The organism is Streptomyces sp. NBC_01264 (assembly GCF_026340675.1).
Classification (GTDB): Bacteria; Actinomycetota; Actinomycetes; order Streptomycetales; family Streptomycetaceae; genus Streptomyces.
In genome coordinates this window covers 4322864-4341401 of sequence record NZ_JAPEOX010000001.1, presented here as the reverse complement: position 1 = coordinate 4341401, position 18538 = coordinate 4322864, and the positions used below count along the sequence as shown (strand labels likewise).

The 18538-nt window shown below is 70.1% G+C and carries 18 protein-coding genes and 2 pseudogenes; 12 read left to right on the top strand and 8 right to left on the bottom strand.

Features of this window, described 5'->3' with window-relative positions; all coding sequences use genetic code 11:
• The first annotated feature begins 19 nt into the window (after positions 1 to 19).
• Positions 20 to 865, top strand: a complete 846-nt coding sequence (locus tag OG435_RS20010) for a hypothetical protein (RefSeq protein ID WP_266878423.1) — start codon at positions 20 to 22, stop codon at positions 863 to 865.
• A 163-nt stretch (positions 866 to 1028) separates the two neighbouring features.
• On the opposite strand, the gene OG435_RS20005 is transcribed toward OG435_RS20010, so the two are convergent.
• From OG435_RS20005 to OG435_RS19990, 4 genes are all read right to left on the bottom strand, one after another.
• Positions 1029 to 1238 (bottom strand): DUF397 domain-containing protein, encoded by a 210-nt coding sequence (locus OG435_RS20005; RefSeq protein ID WP_266878422.1) that lies wholly within the window; start codon positions 1236 to 1238, stop codon positions 1029 to 1031.
• Between the two features lie 200 nt (positions 1239 to 1438).
• Positions 1439 to 2320 (bottom strand): helix-turn-helix domain-containing protein, encoded by an 882-nt coding sequence (locus OG435_RS20000; RefSeq protein WP_266878421.1) that lies wholly within the window; start codon positions 2318 to 2320, stop codon positions 1439 to 1441.
• A 299-nt stretch (positions 2321 to 2619) separates the two neighbouring features.
• Entirely contained in the window at positions 2620 to 3354 is a 735-nt protein-coding gene (locus OG435_RS19995) for a GOLPH3/VPS74 family protein (RefSeq protein ID WP_266878420.1), read from the bottom strand.
• A gap of 141 nt (positions 3355 to 3495) precedes the next feature.
• Entirely contained in the window at positions 3496 to 4797 is a 1302-nt protein-coding gene (locus OG435_RS19990; RefSeq protein WP_266878419.1) for a hypothetical protein, read from the bottom strand.
• A 505-nt stretch (positions 4798 to 5302) separates the two neighbouring features.
• Here OG435_RS19990 and OG435_RS19985 point away from each other — a divergent pair.
• From OG435_RS19985 to OG435_RS19970, 4 genes are all read left to right on the top strand, one after another.
• On the top strand, positions 5303 to 7075 hold the full coding sequence (locus OG435_RS19985) for a D-alanyl-D-alanine carboxypeptidase family protein (protein ID WP_266878418.1): 1773 nt from the start codon (positions 5303 to 5305) through the stop codon (positions 7073 to 7075).
• 137 nt (positions 7076 to 7212) lie between these two features.
• Positions 7213 to 9231, top strand: coding sequence for an MFS transporter (locus tag OG435_RS19980; RefSeq protein WP_430625659.1), 2019 nt, complete (start codon positions 7213 to 7215; stop codon positions 9229 to 9231).
• A 133-nt stretch (positions 9232 to 9364) separates the two neighbouring features.
• Positions 9365 to 9574: a hypothetical protein gene (locus tag OG435_RS19975; RefSeq protein WP_266878417.1), complete on the top strand. Its 210-nt coding sequence runs from the start codon at positions 9365 to 9367 to the stop codon at positions 9572 to 9574.
• Between the two features lie 220 nt (positions 9575 to 9794).
• Entirely contained in the window at positions 9795 to 10427 is a 633-nt protein-coding gene (locus OG435_RS19970) for a sortase domain-containing protein (RefSeq protein WP_266878416.1), read from the top strand.
• On the opposite strand, the gene OG435_RS19965 is transcribed toward OG435_RS19970, so the two are convergent.
• A complete protein-coding gene (locus tag OG435_RS19965) occupies positions 10406 to 11431 on the bottom strand; it encodes a helix-turn-helix transcriptional regulator (RefSeq protein ID WP_266878415.1) in 1026 nt (341 codons plus the stop codon). The two genes, OG435_RS19970 and OG435_RS19965, sit on opposite strands and share 22 nt — an antisense overlap.
• 291 nt (positions 11432 to 11722) lie before the next feature.
• Here OG435_RS19965 and OG435_RS19960 point away from each other — a divergent pair, with 291 nt between their 5' ends.
• A complete protein-coding gene (locus tag OG435_RS19960) occupies positions 11723 to 12136 on the top strand; it encodes an adenylyltransferase/cytidyltransferase family protein (protein WP_266878414.1) in 414 nt (137 codons plus the stop codon).
• A gap of 667 nt (positions 12137 to 12803) precedes the next feature.
• Here OG435_RS19960 and OG435_RS19955 read toward each other — a convergent pair.
• Positions 12804 to 13559: a GntR family transcriptional regulator gene (locus OG435_RS19955; RefSeq protein ID WP_266878413.1), complete on the bottom strand. Its 756-nt coding sequence runs from the start codon at positions 13557 to 13559 to the stop codon at positions 12804 to 12806.
• 76 nt (positions 13560 to 13635) lie between these two features.
• Between OG435_RS19955 and OG435_RS19950 the strand changes: the two genes are divergently transcribed.
• From OG435_RS19950 to OG435_RS19930, 5 genes and pseudogenes are all read left to right on the top strand, one after another.
• A complete protein-coding gene (locus OG435_RS19950) occupies positions 13636 to 13917 on the top strand; it encodes a hypothetical protein (protein WP_266878412.1) in 282 nt (93 codons plus the stop codon).
• 12 nt (positions 13918 to 13929) lie between these two features.
• Entirely contained in the window at positions 13930 to 14172 is a 243-nt protein-coding gene (locus OG435_RS19945) for a hypothetical protein (protein WP_266878411.1), read from the top strand.
• Positions 14169 to 14393 carry a hypothetical protein gene (locus tag OG435_RS19940; protein WP_266878410.1) on the top strand — a complete coding sequence of 75 codons (225 nt, stop codon included), beginning with the start codon at positions 14169 to 14171 and terminating at the stop codon, positions 14391 to 14393. Before OG435_RS19945 ends, OG435_RS19940 begins: the two co-directional genes overlap by 4 nt.
• A complete protein-coding gene (locus OG435_RS19935; protein ID WP_266878409.1) occupies positions 14390 to 15118 on the top strand; it encodes a GntR family transcriptional regulator in 729 nt (242 codons plus the stop codon). The genes OG435_RS19940 and OG435_RS19935 overlap by 4 nt, the downstream gene beginning before the upstream one ends.
• Positions 15115 to 15472 (top strand): annotated as a pseudogene (locus OG435_RS19930) (hypothetical protein). Before OG435_RS19935 ends, OG435_RS19930 begins: the two are co-directional and overlap by 4 nt.
• Before the next feature lie 37 nt (positions 15473 to 15509).
• On the opposite strand, the gene OG435_RS19925 reads toward OG435_RS19930, so the two are convergent.
• Positions 15510 to 16327 (bottom strand): IS5 family transposase gene (locus OG435_RS19925; RefSeq protein WP_266878408.1). Its coding sequence is split into 2 segments (ribosomal slippage): positions 15510 to 15982 and positions 15982 to 16327, totalling 819 coding nucleotides; the frame shifts between segments, so codons are not numbered across the junction.
• A gap of 150 nt (positions 16328 to 16477) precedes the next feature.
• On the opposite strand from OG435_RS19925, the pseudogene OG435_RS50700 reads away from it, so the two are divergent.
• Positions 16478 to 16952, top strand: a pseudogene (locus OG435_RS50700) (transposase); the annotation flags it as partial.
• Positions 16953 to 16985: 33 nt separating this feature from the next.
• Here the strand turns inward: OG435_RS50700 and OG435_RS19915 are convergent.
• Entirely contained in the window at positions 16986 to 18494 is a 1509-nt protein-coding gene (locus OG435_RS19915) for a hypothetical protein (protein ID WP_266878407.1), read from the bottom strand.
• Positions 18495 to 18538 lie beyond the last annotated feature (44 nt).

The window sequence follows — 18538 nt, the reverse complement described above, 5'->3', positions numbered from 1 at the left end:
ATCAGCTAGACCGTCTCTCATGACAGCAGACGAGCGGAACACCCGGGCCGACGACTATGCCGAGCTCGCCTCGGTCGGCCCCTACGGAGTCCACCCCGGCCACGCGCTGATCACCATGGTCGAGCCGCACCCGGGCCACGAGTTCGCGTACAACCGCTGGTACGAGGACGACCACTACTACGCCGGTGCCATGGCCATGCCCTGGATGTTCGCCGGCCGCCGCTGGGTCGCCACCCGCGACCTCCAGGAGCTGCGCTACCCGGAGAAGTCGGCCGTGGCCCAGCCCGTGACCGCCGGGTGCTACATCTCCACGTACTGGGTCACCGAGGGCCGCTACGACGAGCACATGAAGTGGACCGTCGGCATCAACAAGCGCCTCAACCGCGACGGCCGGGTCTACCAGGACCGCACCCACGTCTTCACCGCGTTCCAGGACCACGAGGCCACCGTCTACCGGGACGGCGCCGCCGGGCCCCGCGACTTCCACGCCCTCGACCACCCGTACGGCGGGCTCGTGGTCCAGGTCATCGACGCGGAGGGCTCGGAGCAGCGGGCCGAACTGCTGGAGTGGCTGCGCTCGCGGGCCCTGCCGAAGCGGCTGGCCGGCTCACCGGCCGCGATGGTGACGGTCTTCCGGCCGACGCCGCTGCCCGGCGACCGGATGACGTACGTCAAGCAGGTGGAGGGGGTCGACACCCGGCTGACCCTGCTGTGGTTCCTGGAGGCCGACCCGCGCGAGTGCTGGGACCGGTTCCAGGGGCTGGACGCGGAGGTCGCGGAGTCGGGGCTGGGGCGGGTGGAGCTGGTGGCCCCGTTCGTCCCGACGGTGCCGGGGACGGACCGGTACGTCGACCAGCTGAGGTAGCGAGGGAGCTGGGCCCGGGGGCTCGGACATGGCCGAGCCCCCTCGGCAGGCGACGGCGGGCCGGGCGAGAGGGCTCCAGTCAGTGGTGCAGGTGGTGCTGGTCTTGCGGTGAAGCCGGTGGCGCTGATCGTGTGACGACGGGCCGGGAGGGTCGCTTCGACGTTCAGACGAGGCGTCCCAGGCGGCCCTCGGTCACGTCGGCGACGAACGAGGTCCAGGAGCCGGGGGCGAAGGTGAGGGACGGGCCGTCCTGCACCTTCGAGTCACGGACCGCGATGGCCTCCATGACGGGGGACTTGACTTCGACGCAGGCACCGTTGGCGGAGTACGAGGACTTGGTCCAGTTTTCCGTTGCACCTTGACGAATAGCCATGTTTCTCTCCGGTTCAGCGAGTGGTTCCGGTGTCATGTCGGCCATTGCTCCGGCTGACGTGATCGACGCTACCCGCAGCGCCCGTTGTGCGAAGGGGGCGTTCACCCGACCGAGTGGCATATTCCATTCAGGTCTTCTGCCGCCGGGGAGTGACGGTGTACCGTACCGGCCTTTTCGCCGAAACCCTTCCCCGATCCCCCTTACCCCTTGCCGGCGAAGTCCTCGATGATCTGCGCGATGAACTGCCTCGTCTGGTCCACGTTGTGGGCCTGTGCGCGCAGATGTTCGTACATCACGCTGTATTTCTGGACGTCGTTGGCCTTCTCCAGGTACAAGTCGCTCGTCACGCCTTCGATGTAGACGACCGTCGAGTCCGAGGCGTCCGGGAATTCCAGAATGGCGTACTGGCCGTTGACGCCCGGGTGGGCGCCCACCGAAAAGGGCATCACCTGGACCGTCACGTGCGGCTTCTCCGACTGCTCTATCAGGAACTCGAGCTGCCGGATCATGAGCTGGGCATCGCCCACGTGCCGCCGCAGGGCGGCCTCGTCGATGACCGCCCACAGACGCAGCGGCCCGATCTCGGGATTGCTGTTCTCGGTCTCGTGCAGCCGCTTCTGGCGGTGCATCCGGACCTGGACGCGCTTCTCCACGTCGACGGGAGCCGTCTCCGGCCATGCGCCGCGGACGAGCGACTGGGCGTACTCCGGGGTCTGGAGCAGCCCCGGGATCACCAGGGGTTCGTAGGTGCGCAGGCTGGCGGCGTCCGTCTCGAGGCCGATGTAAACGCTGTACGGGATGTCCCCGAAGGCGTGCCACCAGCCCTGCTGACGGGAATCCTTGGCCATCTGCATGAGGGAGTCGACGAGCCGCCGGTCCTCGACCTCGTAGACGTCGCACAGATCGCGGACGTCGCGCTGACTGATGGAACGGCGGCCGTTCTCCAGCCGGCTGATCTTCGACTGGGAGACGAGCAGGCGTTCCGCGACCTGCTCGGCCGTCATGCCTTTGTCCTCGCGCAGTTTGCGCAACTCCATGCCCAGTCGGCGGCGTCGGACGGTGGGATTGACATTGGACGCCACGTGAACGGCACCTCCGCCTTCTTCTGTTGCTGTCTTCCGTTGCTGTCTCTCTGCGTGTCTGCTGGTGAGCAGACTGCCACCGAAGCATGCGGCCTCGCTGGGGAACGGGCGGGAAAAGCAAACGCGCGGGACGACGGAGCCGGTACGCCGGCCCGTCGCCCCGCGCGTAGGCGGTTGCGATCACTGCTGCCCTGCTGGTGTTGCTGCGCTGCTGGTGTTGCCGGTCCTGCTGTCCTGCTGGTGTTGCGTACGGCCTTACGTACGGCCTTGCGCACGGCCGTGCGTGCCCCGCCGGTGGATCAGTGCGCGGCCACGCGGGCCATCGCACCGGTCCGGCGCGGCTGCAGCGCGGCGGCTGCGGCCGTTGCCCGGGCGGGCTGGGCCGGTGCCCGGTCGCGGCGCGGCTGTGCGGCCACGCCGTTCTGGACGTCCATGACGGCGTGAGCCACCAGTCCGCCCATCGGGTCGTGCCGGATCAGGTCCCGCAGTCGGGACCTGGACGACCGCCCCTCGTTGCCGGGGTACAGGTGCTTGCCGAGTCCGACCGCGTGGGCCAGTGCGGCAAGCGCCGCGGTCCGCGGGTCCGGCGGTACACCGGTGCGGATCGCACTGTCCAGCCGGCCTCGGATCTCCCGGCTGATCGCTGTGTCGGTCGCTTGGTAGCGAGTCGTCGGCAGCACCCCGCACATCTGGCCCGCGACGGCATGCACCATGCCGCAACGCTCCAGGTGAGCGAGGTAAATCTGACGGAGCCCCAGTCGGGGTCCGCCGATCCAGTGGACCGCCCGAACCGGGCTGCCGCGCCTGCGCAGCAGTTCCAGTGCGGAGTCCAGAGTCGGATCTCCTGTCGGCCGTGGCATCACCACGGCGATACGATCCCCATCAGGGGCTATCCGTCCTGCCAGAGCCAGCTCCACTAGCTGTGCCCCGGCCAGGCCGAGGTCGAGCGACTGCGGCTGCGCCGTGGTACCCGTGGCCGGGTCCAAGGCGAGCAGCAAAAGCTCCTCCGGAATCGTTCTGCGGCTCTTGCCCATCCATGCCTCCCCGCGTGGATGAGTGACAGGGTGACGCCTCTCACATTCATCTGTCGAGAGCGCCTGGCCGCTTTGTGGGGGAACCGTCAGCTATGTCGTTCTCGTCTAGCACGGGGGCGATGCCCCCTAGACGGGACACTGTTAGACATTCGGACAGCCGGACGTGAAGGCGAACGAGGAGGAACTGGTGGCGGGCGAGTCCCCCGACAAGTCGGTTGATGAAGGAACGTCGGGGACGGCGGAGTCGTCCGAGGGGCGTGACCCGAGGGCGTCGCTGTTCCGCCCGAGGGACTCGGAGGACGGGCCGGCGGACCGCGATCCGCTGCGCGAAGCGGTGGCCGCGTGGGTGGCCACGGCGGAGCCCTCGCCCTCCGGGGACGAGGAGTCCGACGGGCCGGCCACGCCGGCGGCTCCGGGCGCGCAGACCGAGGTCTTCAAGGCCCTGCCCGCGGACGCGGCTGTGCCGGGTTCCGCTTCGGGCTCCCCTTCGGGTTCCGATTCTGACTCCGCTTCGGGGTCCGAGGGCGGCGACCCTGCGGGCTCCGCGGTCGAGAGCGAGCGCACGGCGGTGTTCCGCACCGTGACGCCCCCGGCTGCCGATGGCGCCTCCTCGACCGACTCCACTGATTCCGCTTCCCGGCGTACGGGTGGTGCGTCCGCGGGCCGCACAGGCGCCTCCGAGGCCCGTCCCGTGGACGCGACGGGCGGGGCGGGGTCCCGTACCGAGGCCGGCCGACCTGCGGCTTCGACTGCTGCGCCCGCGGCCACTTCCGGTACCGAATCCTCGGGCGGGCCGGCGGGCGGCGACCACAGGACTGCCTCCCGCGCCGTGACGCCCCCGGCCTCCGCTTCCGGCGAGCCCACGGCTGCCGCCGGCTCGGGCGGAGGCGACCGTACGGCCTCGTTCCGTACGGTGGCGCCTTCGGCGGATGCCGGTCGCTCCGCGGGTTCCGCTTCGGCTGAGCCCGCCGCTGACCGTACGATCCCGTCCCGTACGGAGACGCCTCCTGCCGGCACGGATCTGCCCGCAGACTCCGCCTCGGGTTCCGCTTCCACTTCGGTTTCCGGTTCCGGTGCTGGCGCCTCGGACGGGCCCGCGCCCGCCGCCGGGTCGGTCGAGAGCGAGCGCACCGCGGTGTTCCGCACGGTCACGCCCCCGGCCTCCGCGGATTCCGCAGCGCCGAACGCCCCCGCGGACAGCGAGCGCACGGCCGTCTTCCGCATGCCGCCCCCCCCACCCCCGGGCACCCCCACCTCGCCCGGCACCCGGTCGGGCACCCCGGGCTCCCCGACCACGTCGGGCCCCGGCGCCCAGGTTTCCTCGGGCACCCCGGCCTCGTCGGGCACGTCCGGCACCCGGGCCCCTTCGGGCACCCCGGGCTCCCCGACCACGTCGGGCCCCGGCGCCCAGGATTCCTCGGGCACCCCGGCCTCGTCGGGCACGCGGGCCCCTTCGGGTGCCCCGGAGTCTGCGGCGGCTTCGGGCCGTCAGGCCGGCTCCGGCGCCCCGGGCTCTCCGACCACGTCGGGCGACCAGGCGTCCGCCGGCAACGCGGCTTCTTCCGGAACCGGGGGCTCGGGTTCTCCGGCTGCGCCGGGCAACGACACCGCCGCCCGTAGTTCGGCTTCCGCCGGCAGCCAGGCGTCTTCGAGCGCTCCGGCCGCACCGGCTCCTTCCGGTACTCGGGGTCCTTCGGGTGCCTCGGGTTCTCCGGCTGCGCCGGGCAAGCAGCCGGCCTCGGGCGCCCCTGCGACCCCGGCTGGCCGGACCGGGTCCGGCACCCCCGGTGCCTCGGCGGCTCCGGGCGACCGGACCGCTACGGGCGCGCCCGGCACCCCCGGCACCCCGGCGGCTCCGGGCGGCCGGACCGGTACGGGCACCCCCGGTGCCCCCCGCACCCCCGGCGGTCGTGGCTCCGGTGAGTCGACCGACAGTGAGCGGACTGCCGTGTTCCGGGCGGTCAAGCCCGGATCCGCCCCGGGCGGGTCGGCGGAGGACAGTGAGCGGACGGCTGTGTTCCGGGCGGTCAAGCCCCCGGCTCCGGCCGCTCCGGCCGACGGTGAGCCGACCGACAGCGAGCGGACCGCCGTGTTCCGGGCCATCAAGCCCGGTACCGCCACCCCCGGCCCCGCAGGGCAGGGCACCGCCCACCCCGACACCGCCCGCCCCGCCGGGCGCGGCACCGTCGGGCAGGGTGGCGCGGCTCAGCCGGCGCCCCCGCGTACCGGCGCCGGAGAGCGGGAGAGCACCTTCGTACCGCTGCGCGGCGACGACGCTCCCGCGCGGCCCACCGCGGGCGCGCCCCCCAAGACCCCCGCGGCCCCCGCTCCGGGTCAGGCCCCCGCTCCGGGTCAGGCCCCCGCGCGGACCCCGGTCCCCGCCGGCGTGCGGACCCCGGTGACGCAGGAGTCCCCGGAGCGGACCACGCAGCAGCCGCTGCCGCCCAAGCCGCCGCTCGACATGCTGGCGGACCTCACCAACAACCCGCCCCCGCCGCCGAGCGCGGCCCGGACCGCCCTGCGGCGGTTCAAGATCTACGCGCCTATCCTGGTGCTCCTCGCGGTGGTCCTCGCCGTCGTCCAGCTGGTGCGCCCGCTGCCGGCTCCGACGCTGAAGATGACCGCGAACGCCTCGTACACCTTCAAGGGCGCGGACCCGACCCTGCCCTGGCCGAAGGAGGGCCAGGCCTACATGGCCGCGGCCGGCCTCGGCACCGTCGGCAGCTTCGGCGAGCAGAAGCCCGTGGCGATCGGCAGCGTGGCCAAGGCCATGACCGCCTACGTCATCCTCAAGGACTTCCCCATGAAGAAGGGGGAGAAGGGCCAGATGATCCCCGTCGACAAGACGGCGGTCGACGACGGCAAGAAGGAGACCGAGGGCGAGTCCACGGTCAACAACCTGAAGGAGGGCGGCCAGATCTCCCAGGAGGACGCCCTCAACGCGATCATGATCCCGTCCGCCAACAACGTCGCGCGCCTGCTCGCGCGCTGGGACGGCGGGCAGGAGGCGTTCGTCAAGAAGATGAACGACACCGCCCGGGAACTCGGCATGACCAACACCACGTACACGGACCCCTCGGGTCTGGACGCGACCACGGTCAGCACCGCCGAGGACCAGGTCAAGCTCGGCCTCAAGATCGTCGAGATGCCGGAGCTGATCGCGATCACCAAGAAGCCGAAGTGGATCGACCCCACGGGCAAGGAGTGGCGGAACTACAACGACCTGGTGCCCTTCAACGGCTCGCTCGGCATCAAGACCGGCTCCACCACCAAGGCCGGTGGCAACCTGCTCTTCGCCGCCGAGAAGAAGGTCGGCAAGACCAACCAGCTGATCGTCGGAGCGGTCCTCGGTCAGCACGGCGTGCCGATCCTCGGCACCGCGATCGCGGCGAGCAAGAACATCATGATCGCCACGCAGAAGATGCTCACGGCCGAGCCCGTCGTGAAGAAGGGCGATGTCGTCGGCTACGTGGACGACGGCCTCGGCACCCAGGTCCCGGTCGTGGCCACCGCCGACGTGCAGGCGGTCGGCTGGCCGACCCTCACGATCGCCATCAAGCTGGCTGACGGGTCCACCCAGCTTCCGCAGACCGCCAAGGCGGGCTCGGAGATCGGCATGCTGACCGTCGGCGAGGGTGCCAGCCAGGTGAAGGTGCCGGTGGCGTTGCAGGGTGACCTCACCGCGCCCGGCGTCGGCAAGAAGCTGACGCGCGTCGGCTGAGCCGTCGGCCGTCGGCCGCCGCCGCGCACGAGCGCGGAGCAGGTCCGACGCCCGCCCCGGGGGCAACCCCGGGGCGGCGGACCGCGTCTACGAACCGAGGGACGCACCCGAGGGACCGGAGTGGGGAGTACGTCGGCGTGACCACCGCTGAGCGGCAGGACCAGGGCCAGGACCAGGGCCAGGACCAGGGCCGGAACCAAGGCCGGACCCCGGGTCAGGACCAGGCGCGGGCCGAGACCCGGGTCCACGGCCGGGGCGGAGCCCCGGAGGCCCCCGAACCCGTCGAGGCTCCCGACCCTGTCGAGGCCCCTGAGGCCCCTGAGGCCCCTGAGGCCTCCCAGGCCCCGAGCCCGCAGGCCGGCGCCGCCGGGTCGGTGCTCCGTGCCCTCGACTGGGCCCGCCGGCACCCCGTGGCCGTGGCCACCGCGCTGGCCGGGCTGCTGCACCTGATCTGGTTCTTCGCCGTCGCCAACAGCGGCGGCGACCTCGCCGCGCAGGACGCCTGGGCGGAGTTCGTGGGCCGCCATCCCGACTCGGCGTACAACCTCGCCTGGTACGGCGGCATGCACCCGGTCTCGTACAGCGTGGTCTCGCCGTACGTGATGCACGTGCTCGGCGTCCGCACCACGATGATGATCGCCGGTACGGTCTCGGCCGGGCTGCTCGCGATGATCCTGACCCGCTGCCGGGGCGCCGTCCGCGAGCCGCTGTGGCCCGCCCTGGCGGGGGTGTACGGGCTGCTGTGCAACGCCGTGTCGGGCCGCGTCACCTTCGGGCTCGGCGCGATGTTCGCGCTCGGCGCCGTCGCCGCCGTCTTCTGCTGGCCCCGCAAATGGGCCGAGCGGCGCTGGGCGAAGGCCGCCGTGGCCGCTCCGCTCGCGGCGATCGCCACCGCTTCCAGCCCGGTCGCCGGACTGTTCCTCGGCGTGATCGCGGCCGCGCTGTTCCTGAACGGCCGGCGCCCGGGCGCGTACGCCCTCGGCCTGGCCCCGGTGGCGGTGGTCGGGCTGTCCTCCTGGCTGTTCCCCTTCTCGGGGACGCAGCCGATGAAGCTGATCTCGGCGGCGCTGCCGTTCGCGTGCGCGCTGGCCGCGCTGTTCCTCGTACCGAAGGGCTGGAAGTCGGTCCGGACCGCCTCCGCGATCTACGCCCTCGGGGTGGCGCTGACCTGGGCGATCGACTCCCAGGTCGGTTCGAACGTGACCCGGCTGGCCATGCTGTTCGGCGGGGTGGTGCTGCTGGCGGCCCTCCCGTACGAGGCCCCGCGCACGCGGCGCTGGTACGGGCTGCTCCTCGCGCTGACCGGAGTGACCGCCTGGATCACCGTCAACAGCGTCACCGACATCGTCCGCACCACCCCGCTGGCCTCGTGGAGCCGCGAGCTGGCCCCGCTGGTGGACCAGCTCCAGAGGGCGGGCGCCGACCGGGGCCGCGTCGAGGTGGTCCCGGCCAGCAGCCATCGGGAGTCCTCCGCCTTCCCCGCGTACGTGAACCTCGCGCGCGGCTGGAACCGGCAGGCCGACCTGGAACGCAACCCGGTCTTCTACGACGACACCCTGACCTCCTACAGCTACCGCGAGTGGCTGGACCGCTGGGCCGTGCACTATGTGGTGCTGCCCGCCGACAAACCCGATGAGGGCGGGCGGGACGAGGCGAAGCTCGTGCGCGAGGGGCTCCCGTACCTCCAGCAGATCTGGGGCGACGCGAACTGGCAGCTCTTCAAGGTCACGGACCCGACGAACCTGGTCGCCGGTCAGGCGACGGTGGTGCGGGCCAGCGCCGACCAGCTGGTCATCGACGTCAAGCAGGCCGGCCGGGTGCTCGTGCGGATTCCGCACTCCCCGTGGCTGGGGCTGGTGGACGGCGCGGGCAAGCCGGTGGAGCCGCCGCAGGAGACGGAGGCCTCGAAGGCCGCCGGGAAGGCGACGCCGAAGGGCACGGTCGCCGAGCCCAAGGTCTACGCGAACACGGCGGGGTGCCTGTTCAAGGCGCCCTCGGACGGCATCGGCGACGAGTGGACGGAACTGCTCGCCCCGGCGCCGGGGGAGTACCGGATCGCGGCAAAGTACCAGATCCCGCGGGGCACGCCGTGTCCGGAGGAACTGGTCTACGAGGTGCTCGGGCCGCCGGAGCGGCCGGGTTCGCCGCGTCCTTGATCGACGGCCCCTGATCGACCGTCCTTGATCGACGGTTTGTTACGTCCGGTCCGGGTGCGTTGGGCCCTTTATATGCATACGATCCCAGTAGTCCGATTGGGTGCCCCGAGTCTTTTTAGGGAGTGACGACGGGATGAGCAAAGAGCAGAAGCAGGACTTCCAGGCGGCTGTCGCGAAGGCCGCGGAGGCGACCCACCTGCCCGGTGCCGTGGAGCACGCGCACGGGTTCTCCGGTCCGATCCGGAGCAAGGTCAAGGGCGGAGCGCACACGAAGGCGGAACTCAAGCGGGCCGGGACCCCGCAGGGCGACCGCATCGGCGAGCGCAGCAGGGGCCTCAGCTGAGGACGGGGCCGAGGGCCGCCGAGCCCGCCTCGCTTCCGTGACGTCGTGATGTCGTGATGTGGCCCCTCCGGCTTCGGCCGGAGGGGCCCTCGTCCGTCCTTAACGGCTTCGCGGGGTGGCGTCCGGGCGGCTGTTACGTTCCCGACGGACGATCCGGACATGACCCTCGTAACGTCGTGTCGTCGCCACCGCAGGTGACGCCGACCCGAGGGAAACACTGATGCGCGCCACCTTCCGTACCGCCGCCGTCGCCGCGATCGTCGCGCTCACCGCGTGCGGGACCCTCACCGCGTGCGGCTCCGGCTCCGGCACCGGCACCGGGCTGCCGGCGGATCCCGAGGTGGGCAGCACGGCGGCTCCCGCTCCCGAGGGCGGGCACCCGGCCGCCGCCGCCCTGCCGCGCTCGAAGCCGACCGGGATGAAGATCGACGCGGCCGGGGTGGACGCGAAGAAGATGGTCGACCTCGCGGTGGACCCGGCGACGGGCGAGCTCGGCGTGCCGAACGCGGACACCGACGCGGACAACCCCGGCTGGTGGACCCAGGGAGTGACTCCGGGCGAGAAGGGGGTGTCCGTCCTCGTCGCGCACTTCGACACGAAGTACGGGCCCGCGGTGATGAAGAACGTCAAGAAGATCAAGCTCGGTGACCTGATCGAGGTGCCGCGCGAGGACGGCAGGACGGCCAGGTTCAAGATCCGCGAGATCGAGGACGTGGCCAAGAAGGACTTCCCGACCGACAAGGTCTACGGGGACACCAACCGCCCCGAGCTGCGCCTGCTGACCTGCGGCGGCGAGATCAGGAACGGCCACCGCACCAACAACGTGATCCTCTACGCCGACCTCGTGGCCTGATCGGCGCGCGAGGCATGCGGGTGCGAGTGCGGGTGTGAGTGCGACAGATATCCGTACTGGACCGCGCGCATTCCGGCCTGGAACCGGCTGCGGACGCCCAGGTGGGCGAGCAGCCCGGTGATCACCCGGCCCACGGTGCGCGTGGAGACGCCCAGGCCGTGGGCGATGGCCTCGTCCGTCCGGCCCTCGGCCATGAGCTGGAGCACCGCGGCCTGCTGCCGCGTGAGGAGCTCCGGCTCGCCGGGCGCGGCCGTCGGACCGAGCGGGGCCGAGGCCTCCCAGATGTGCTCGAAGAGCGTGACCAGCAGGGAGATGAGGCCCGGGCTGGTGACCAGCGCCGCCCCGGCCCCGGTGTTGGTCGCGTCGACGGCCACCAGGGCGCTGCGCCGGTCCACGATGGTGAGCCGGTTGGGCAGGACCGGGCTGGTGCGGACGTGGACCCCGATGCCCTCCAGCCACGTCGTGTACTCCCGGGCGTGGTGGTCGTGGCGGATGCTGTCGAGGTAGATGGTCCGCATCTCGATGCCCTGCTCGACGTTGCGCTGGTTCAGCGGCCGGGCCGCCTCGATGCTCGCCTGCGACATCTGGGAGTCGGGGGCGAAGGACAGCACCTCGGAGCGGGCTCCCGCGGACAGCAGCTCGATCTGGTCGCGGATCGCGTCGATGCCTTCGAGGTACCGGATCCCGGACTTCGAGGCCTCCTGCGACGAGGAGTCGGCGATCTCGGCCATCAGCCCGACGACGGCCGCCCGCGTGGCCTCCATGCGCTGCTGCTGGGCGGCGAGTTCGGCCTGCTGGCGGGCCTGGAGGAGCTGGAGGGCCAGCTCCGGACCGATGGCGCGGCCCTGTCCGGGATCGCCCCCGCCGCCGCGCAGCAGCGCCATCTCGCTGAGCCGGGCCAGCGAGCGGCGTACGTCGTCCGGGGTCAGCCCGAGGTGCTCGGCCAGCTCCGGGACCCCGTCGTGAGGATGGGCCAGTTTGCGCCGGTAGACCGATGCGGTCACGTCATCGAGCTCTAGCCGACCGACCATTGACGCCCACCCCTTGGAAGACCCTGCAGGGCGTATCGATGCAGCTCACAGGCCCTGTGTACGTGCGCCAGGCTAGCTTGACCGGCGGCCCCGCCGAAGGGCGGGCGGCACGGTATCCCACAGAGATTTCTGGCCGATCCGACCACCTGTCCTGTGGAGGACATGTCGGGTCCAGGACACCCGTGCCCCCTGGTCCGCCCCGTTCACCTGCGGCAACCTTGATCACCCGACCCCAGCCCCGCACCCCTGTCCGGGAGGACCCCCGTGTCGCAGATCATCGGTTACGTGTCAGGAGTCTTCGACCTCTTCCACGTCGGCCACCTGCGCCTGCTCAAGCGGGCCCGCGCCCAGTGCGACTACCTGGTGGCCGGAGTACTGACCGACGAGGCCTCCTGCCACAAGGGATTCCCGCCGGCCATCCCCCTCCACGAGCGCATCGAGGTCGTCAGCTCCATGAGCTGCGTCGACGAGGCCGTCGTCGAACCCACCCCGGAGAACCTGGACGCCTGGCAGCGGATCGGCTTCCACCGCCTCTTCAAGGGCGAGGAGTGGCGCGGCACCCCCCGCGGCGAGCGCTGGGAAAGCGACTTCACCGCCCTGGGGGTCGAGGTCGTCTACCTCCCGAACACCCCGCACGCCCCCAGCACGAACCTGCACCGCCTGATCCACCAACTGTGACCCGCCGACGCCACCCGTAGACGCCAGAGGCCCCCAGCCAAGATCGGCTGGGGGCCTCCACACTTGTGCCCTCGGCAGGATTCGAACCTGCGACACCCGCTTTAGGAGTTCGATCGACAGCAGATGACGTCTGCCGTTCCCACCGCTGCGATTGCCGAACCGGGCTGCTTGTGTGCGCCACCGTCCCGCATCGTTGATGTCAGTCGTGGATGTCGGAAACAACCGTCTGATCGGTAGCTCTCGACGGAGGTCTTCCCGCTCAGTCTCGGGCCCAGTCGAAGGGCATGGGAGCACCCGGCGGGATCACCCAGGGGTGGGGGTATCGAGCCTGGCAGCTCGTGCAGCGCGCGACGAACGGACCCAAGTCGGGGTTGGCGAGAAGGCTGTAGTGGCTGGAAGCCTCGGCGGGGAGCATGTAGCCGTTCGCCGTGGTCTCCAGCGCAGGCCAGCCAGGAGAGCACTGGCAGGGTCGTTCCGCTGCGAACGGTGCGCCTTCAGCGGTCTTCGATGTGCGTTTGAAGAGGCTGGTGAAGTTGTTGAAGCTCTCACGCATGGACACAGCGGGCTCGCGTTTCGCAGCGGGTGACCTGGGGCGCTGAGATTACCCTGCGGCTCCAGACCAGCCTTGCCTTCGTCCGTCAGATCATCAGGGCGCCATCAGACGTCGCTAGCGACCGACGGGGATCTCATAGGCGATCTCGCACAGCGCTGCGGGGATGACGATGTCAGCTGTCTCCACGGGCTGGCCTTGGTCGCCGTAGTACGTCCGCCGGATGTGCGTGACGAGAGCGGCCTTCTGGATCCCTAGGAGCGATGCCTCCTCGGCGGTCGCGTGACGCGGCTCAGGTTGTTCGACGGCATGGGTGACCGTGATCCCGATCTCCACCATACGGTTCACAACGCCAACACCTGCGTGCGGCCCACCCTCGGGGAGTACGACGAGAGTGCCGGCGGTGAGTTCGTAGGGTTCCCAGCTCGTTGACAGCTGAACGGGCCTGCCGTCGGCGAGGAACTCGTAGACGGTGCGGACGCACAGCTCGCCCGCAGCGATCCCAAGTCGCGCGGCGATCTCGGCCGGCGCTGGCACCTTCGCCTCCGTCCGGCTCTCCCAGTTCCCCTGTCGCCCCAAGGCCTGCATGTCCGCACGGAACGGGGACTCCCCGGGCTGCTCGCGCGCTGAGGACCGAACGACCCGCACTCGCTCACGGGCCTCGGCGACGTACGTACCCGACCCCGCGCGACCTTCCAACACACCCTGGGCGATCAGCAGCTCCTGCGCCCGGCGCACCACGTTCTCGCCGACCCCGCACTCCCCGGCGATCTGCGCCCGCGACGGAAGCCGATCGCCAACGGTCCACACACGCTCCGCGATCCGCTGCCGCAGTACGTCGGCGATACGGAGATAAGGCGGCTGCTCAGGCATGTAGAAAATCTAGTCCACTAGCTCTAATCTAGTTAACTAGCTTCACTCAATGTGTTCATCCGGCAACGGAGGCCCTGTGCCCGCTTCGGAAGTAGCAAGGGCCGAGGACATCGCTGCCCGGCTCTCCACCTTGGGTCTGACCACGCGGGTGGAGGCGCACGCCGACTACACGTCGATCGAAGCGGAGGTGCCGGAAGCACTGCCCGCCTCCGCATGGCGGGAGGTCCTGGAAGTAGTGGCGGAGGCCGACCGATTCGGGCTCCTAGCCAGCAGCTTGACCGGCCGCACCCTCTGGGCCGCCGTACGCAAAGCGGTCCCCGCGACGGGCGACGTCCGGGGACCTGGCCGACAGCAGTAGGAGCTGATCAGCATGTCGAACCGTATGGTCCCCACTCCCGCCCACACCAGCGGCCGTTCCCTGAGGCCGGCCCCACCACCCGGCCCGGCCACCACCCCCTACCGCTCGACCTCGTGCGCGATCGGCACACACCACGAGTGCGCGCAGTCGTGCCCGGCTACGGCACCGGTCGGCGTACCCGTGATCTACGAGGCCTGCGCCTGCGCCTGCCACACCCCAGACGACCACTCCCACCCGCGGCAGGTGACCCAGTGACCGGATGGACCCCAAGCGGCGCCCTCGCCACGAACGTCGAGATCACCTCGACCACGGTCCAGCGCGGCGACGTAATCCAGGTAGGCGGCCAGCCATGCCGCGTCATCGACCTGATCCAACTCCCCGCCAACGCAAAGCGGCTCTGCTTCGAGTCGGGCGAACTGCTGACCATGCACGCCCGCACTCGCCTCGTCGCCCTACGGATGCGGAGGAACTGGTGACCCACCCTTCCCCCTCCCGCCGTCACGCCATCGCCGAAGACCTCCGCAACCAAATCTCGACGGGCCGCCTAAAGGCCGACGAACGCCTCCCCTCAGAGGCCCAACTCGCCGCCCGCTACACGGTCAGCACGCCCACGCTGCGGAGCGCCCTGGCGCTCCTCCAGAGCGAAGGCCTCATCGAAAAGGTCCACGGCAGCGGCAACTTCGTCCGCCACCCCTTCCGCAGAATCACGTACGTCGGAGGTGGCTATGCGCCCAGCGCACCGACCCAGCCCGAGGAAGCCCTCCACGCCACGGTCCGCGCCACCAACCTCCGGGCGCACGGCCATCTGACCGCCCTCCTGAAGGTCTCGCCCCGCAGTCCCCTGACGGAGTTCCTCTGCTTCACCCAAGAGGGAAGGACCCCGCACAGCCTGGCCCGCATCTACGTGCCCCGAGACCTGGCGCCGTCAGACATCCACAGAGGGCTGTTAGCCGCACGCCTGGCAGAGCGGCGCCCACCGTTGGCAGCGGTCCGGGAAAAGGTCGGCACACGTCTCCCCACCCCAGACGAAGCGACGACCCTTCGCATCAGCGTGACCTCGGCAGTCCTGTCGATCACGCGCGTGGCGACGGACACCACCGGCCGCGTGGTCGAGGCGACGCTGCTGGTCCTCCCCGGAGACCGAGCCGACGCAGTCTTCACCACCCACCACACGACCGAAGCCAGGAGGGCGGAAGCATGACACCCCACAACGAACTGCGACCTGCCGTGGATAGGCCCGGACGGCAAGCCCTGCTTCCTGAGCGCCGACGACAACGCCGGCTACCTGTCCCGCCTGGCCGACAACACCGAAGAGGTCCAACTCAGCCTCGGCGCGGAGCTCCTGGACCATGCCCTCGAAGTCCTTGCCGAAGAGGGGACCGACCCGGACGAGCTCCGCCTCCTGGCAACAGACCTGACCGGAGCGCTGCGAGACGCAGTCCGCGTAGCAACCAGCCGCGGTCACCGCCTACCGACATGGGCCCCCACCGCGGGAGGAATCGGCGCTGTCCCTCGTTCGCCGGCGACAGCGGATAGCACCGCGTCCCAGCAGTAGCTAGCCCCCAGAAGTCGCTGGGGGCTTAGGCCGTGTCCTATGTGGTGAGGCGGACGAGCCGTTTGTAGCAGCAGATGGCTGCGGCGAGGCCCAGAAAGGCCAGGTAGTTGCGGGGGTGGCGTTCGTAGCGGTGGTTGAGGCGGCGGTAGCCGGTCAGCCACGACATGGTCCGCTCGATCACCCACCGGCGCCGGCCGAGTCGTTCCGATGACTCGACGCCCTTGCGTGCGATACGGACCCCGATCCGTTTCCCGCGTAACCATTTTCGCAGGTGGGGAATGTCGTAGGCCTTGTCGGCGTGGAGGCGCCGGGGCTTGAAGTAGCGGCCACGGTGGGGGTCGTGTCTCGTTTGGTGGCCCGTGATCATGGGCTTGAGCGCGAGGCTGTCGTGGGTGTTGGCGGCGCTGATGCCGACGAGGAGGGGCAGTCCGTTCGCATCCGACAGGACGTGCATCTTGGAGCCCGGCTTGCCCCGGTCCACGGGGCTCGGACCTGTGAGTTCGCCCCCTCTTTAGCGCGGACGTGGGCGGAGTCCAGGACGGCGCGGGAGAGGTCGAGGAGGCCGGCGTCGTCGAGGCGGTGCAGGATCTCCTCGTGTAGCCGGCCCCAGACTCCGGCTCTCGACCAGATCAGGAACCTGCGGTGGGCGGTCGACTTCGATATCCCGAAGCACGGCGGCAGCGACCGCCAAGCGCATCCGCTGACCAGCACGTAGATGATCGCTGCGAACAGCGTCTCATCAGGCGTATCCGCAGTTCCGCCACCCTGCGCCCGCACCTTCGAGGGCGGGATCAGCGGCTCCGCGATATCCCACAGCCCGTCCGGAACAATCCAACTCCAAGTACCCCGCCCCATGCAAAGCTCAACGACGCCTCACCACATAGGACACGGTCTAGGGCCTGTGTGATGTCGTGATGAGTCGCCGGGTTCCGCCCTCTTCGCAGGGTGGAACCCGGTAAGACTGTGGTGGTGACGCGTAGGCAACTCACCCATGCCCAGTGGAAGGCCCGCCGCATCCAGCATCTGACCGAGGAGATCGACGACCTGGTCAAGCGGATAGCTCGGGCCGTGAACGCCAGCAGTCCCGGCCTGCTGGAGGTGCAGGGCATCGGCCCGGACAGCGCCGCCGCCCCGCTGATCGCGGCCGGCGACAACCCCGAGCGTCTCACCAGCGAGGCCGCCTTCGCCGCCCTGTGCGTGTTCAGCCCCCGTCGAACAGTTCTCCGGCAAGACCCAACGGCGCCGGCTCAACCGCGGCGGCGACCGCCAGGCCAACGCCGCCCTCTACCGCGCCGTGCTCACCCGCCTCCGCTGGGACCCACGCACCCAGCACTACCTGCAACGACGCACAGCAGAAGGCAAGACCAAGCGGGAGATCATCCGATGCCTCAAACGCTGCGTCGCACGAGAAATCTACCGACTCCTCACCCCCACCACGACGGCAACCAGCCCCGCGACACCCGCTCCACCCAAACCTTGACATCCACAGGGGCATCAGCACCCGGATCGAGGCTCAGGTAATGTCCACGTCCAGCCGCTTGAACGCCGAGGCGATCGCCTCGATGCCTGGATCGCTGCCGTGCGGCTCCACGATGGTGAAGACCCCGTCGCCGGCCTTGGACAGCTTCCCGAAGTAGCAGCAGTCCTGGTAATAGCCCATAAACTCGGACGTGTCCATGACGATGTAGCCGGGGTTGTGGACCTGGTCGCCTTTCAGCGGCTTTCCGCCGACGAAGGTGAAGCCCAGCAGGAGCCGCCCCTGGAAGTAGGCGAAGTCGAGCAAACCACCACCGAGGGCCAGGAGGTCACGGTTGTGCGTGTCGACCGGGTCCATGAGGTCGGGGGCGAGCCAGTTCTGCTGGAAGTGCTGGACGATGACCTGCCAGCGCTCCGTGCCGTCCATCCGCGCGTGGTAGGCGGGGCGCTGGGCGCGCGGTGAAGGCGGGGCCGACTCGTACGACGAGTCGTAGTCCGAGCCGTCAAAGCTGCTGGAGCTTGACCCGCCGTCCTGCCGCCGGAGCTCCGCCTTCTTGATCTCCTTGAGCTGCGCCTTCTTCTCTTGCTCCCCCTCCCTGTACCACGTCTTGAACCTCGGCTCGTATCCGAGCAGTGCGATGCGCTCCTCCCTTTCCACCTTGTGCCAGCCCCAGCTCTTCATGACCACATCCGCCGCGGACGACTTGAAGGACCCCAGTGGCCTTTCCTCGTCGGCCACCTGGGTCACCAGGGTCCGGAACGGCTCGTTCGCCAGGTAGTGGCGCAGAAGGGCGGCTCCGGCCTCCTCGCCCTTCTCGCTCAGGTCGTAGGGGTTCTGAAGGTCGCCGTTCGCCGCCACGAACACTTGCTCGGCCTTCCGTGCCGTGATGGCCATCCCGGCGATGTCGGGCTTCCACGAGCGCAGCAGGTCCTTGGTGCGCTGGGAACGGGGATCGAACTCTGCGAAGAAGGCCGTCTTGTCACGGTCACGGGCCAGGGTGAAGAGGTGCTGGGCCTGGTCGGTGAAGGCCTGGAAGATGTGGTCGTCTCCGCCCGACACCTGGGCGGCCAGCTTGGAGTCGACCCCCGACGCCTTGCTGGTGCCGCGGCAGTAGACGAGGTAGACCTTCCCGGTGCCGTTCCGGTAGTAGTCATGCAGCTGGCGCAGGAGGCCGTAGCACTTGTGGACCCCCGTCGCGGCCGAGCACAGGCCGGAGCCCGGAGGCGCGTCACACAGCATGATCGGGTTCTGCAGGCCGTCCTGCCCCGGTGTGAATGCCCTTGCGCCCCGCTCGTCCACGGCCCGCTTGACCCGATCGAACTCCGCCGCCGACAGGGCCGTCAGCTTCCTGTTCTCCAGCTCGTCCTCCTGCGCCACCTTGGCGCTGACGCCCCCGACCGCTGTGAGTAGGGTCATCGACATGAGTGACGCCGCCTGGTCCATCTTCAGGTCGAAGTCGGCAAAGGGAGTGACGGGCATGCCCTGGGGCACGAAGGTCTGGTCGTATTCGCGTGATGGGGAGTGTGCGACGACGAAGATGTCCATGGTGTTTCCCTGCGGGTATCGGTGGGCGCGAGCCTGCAGGCTAT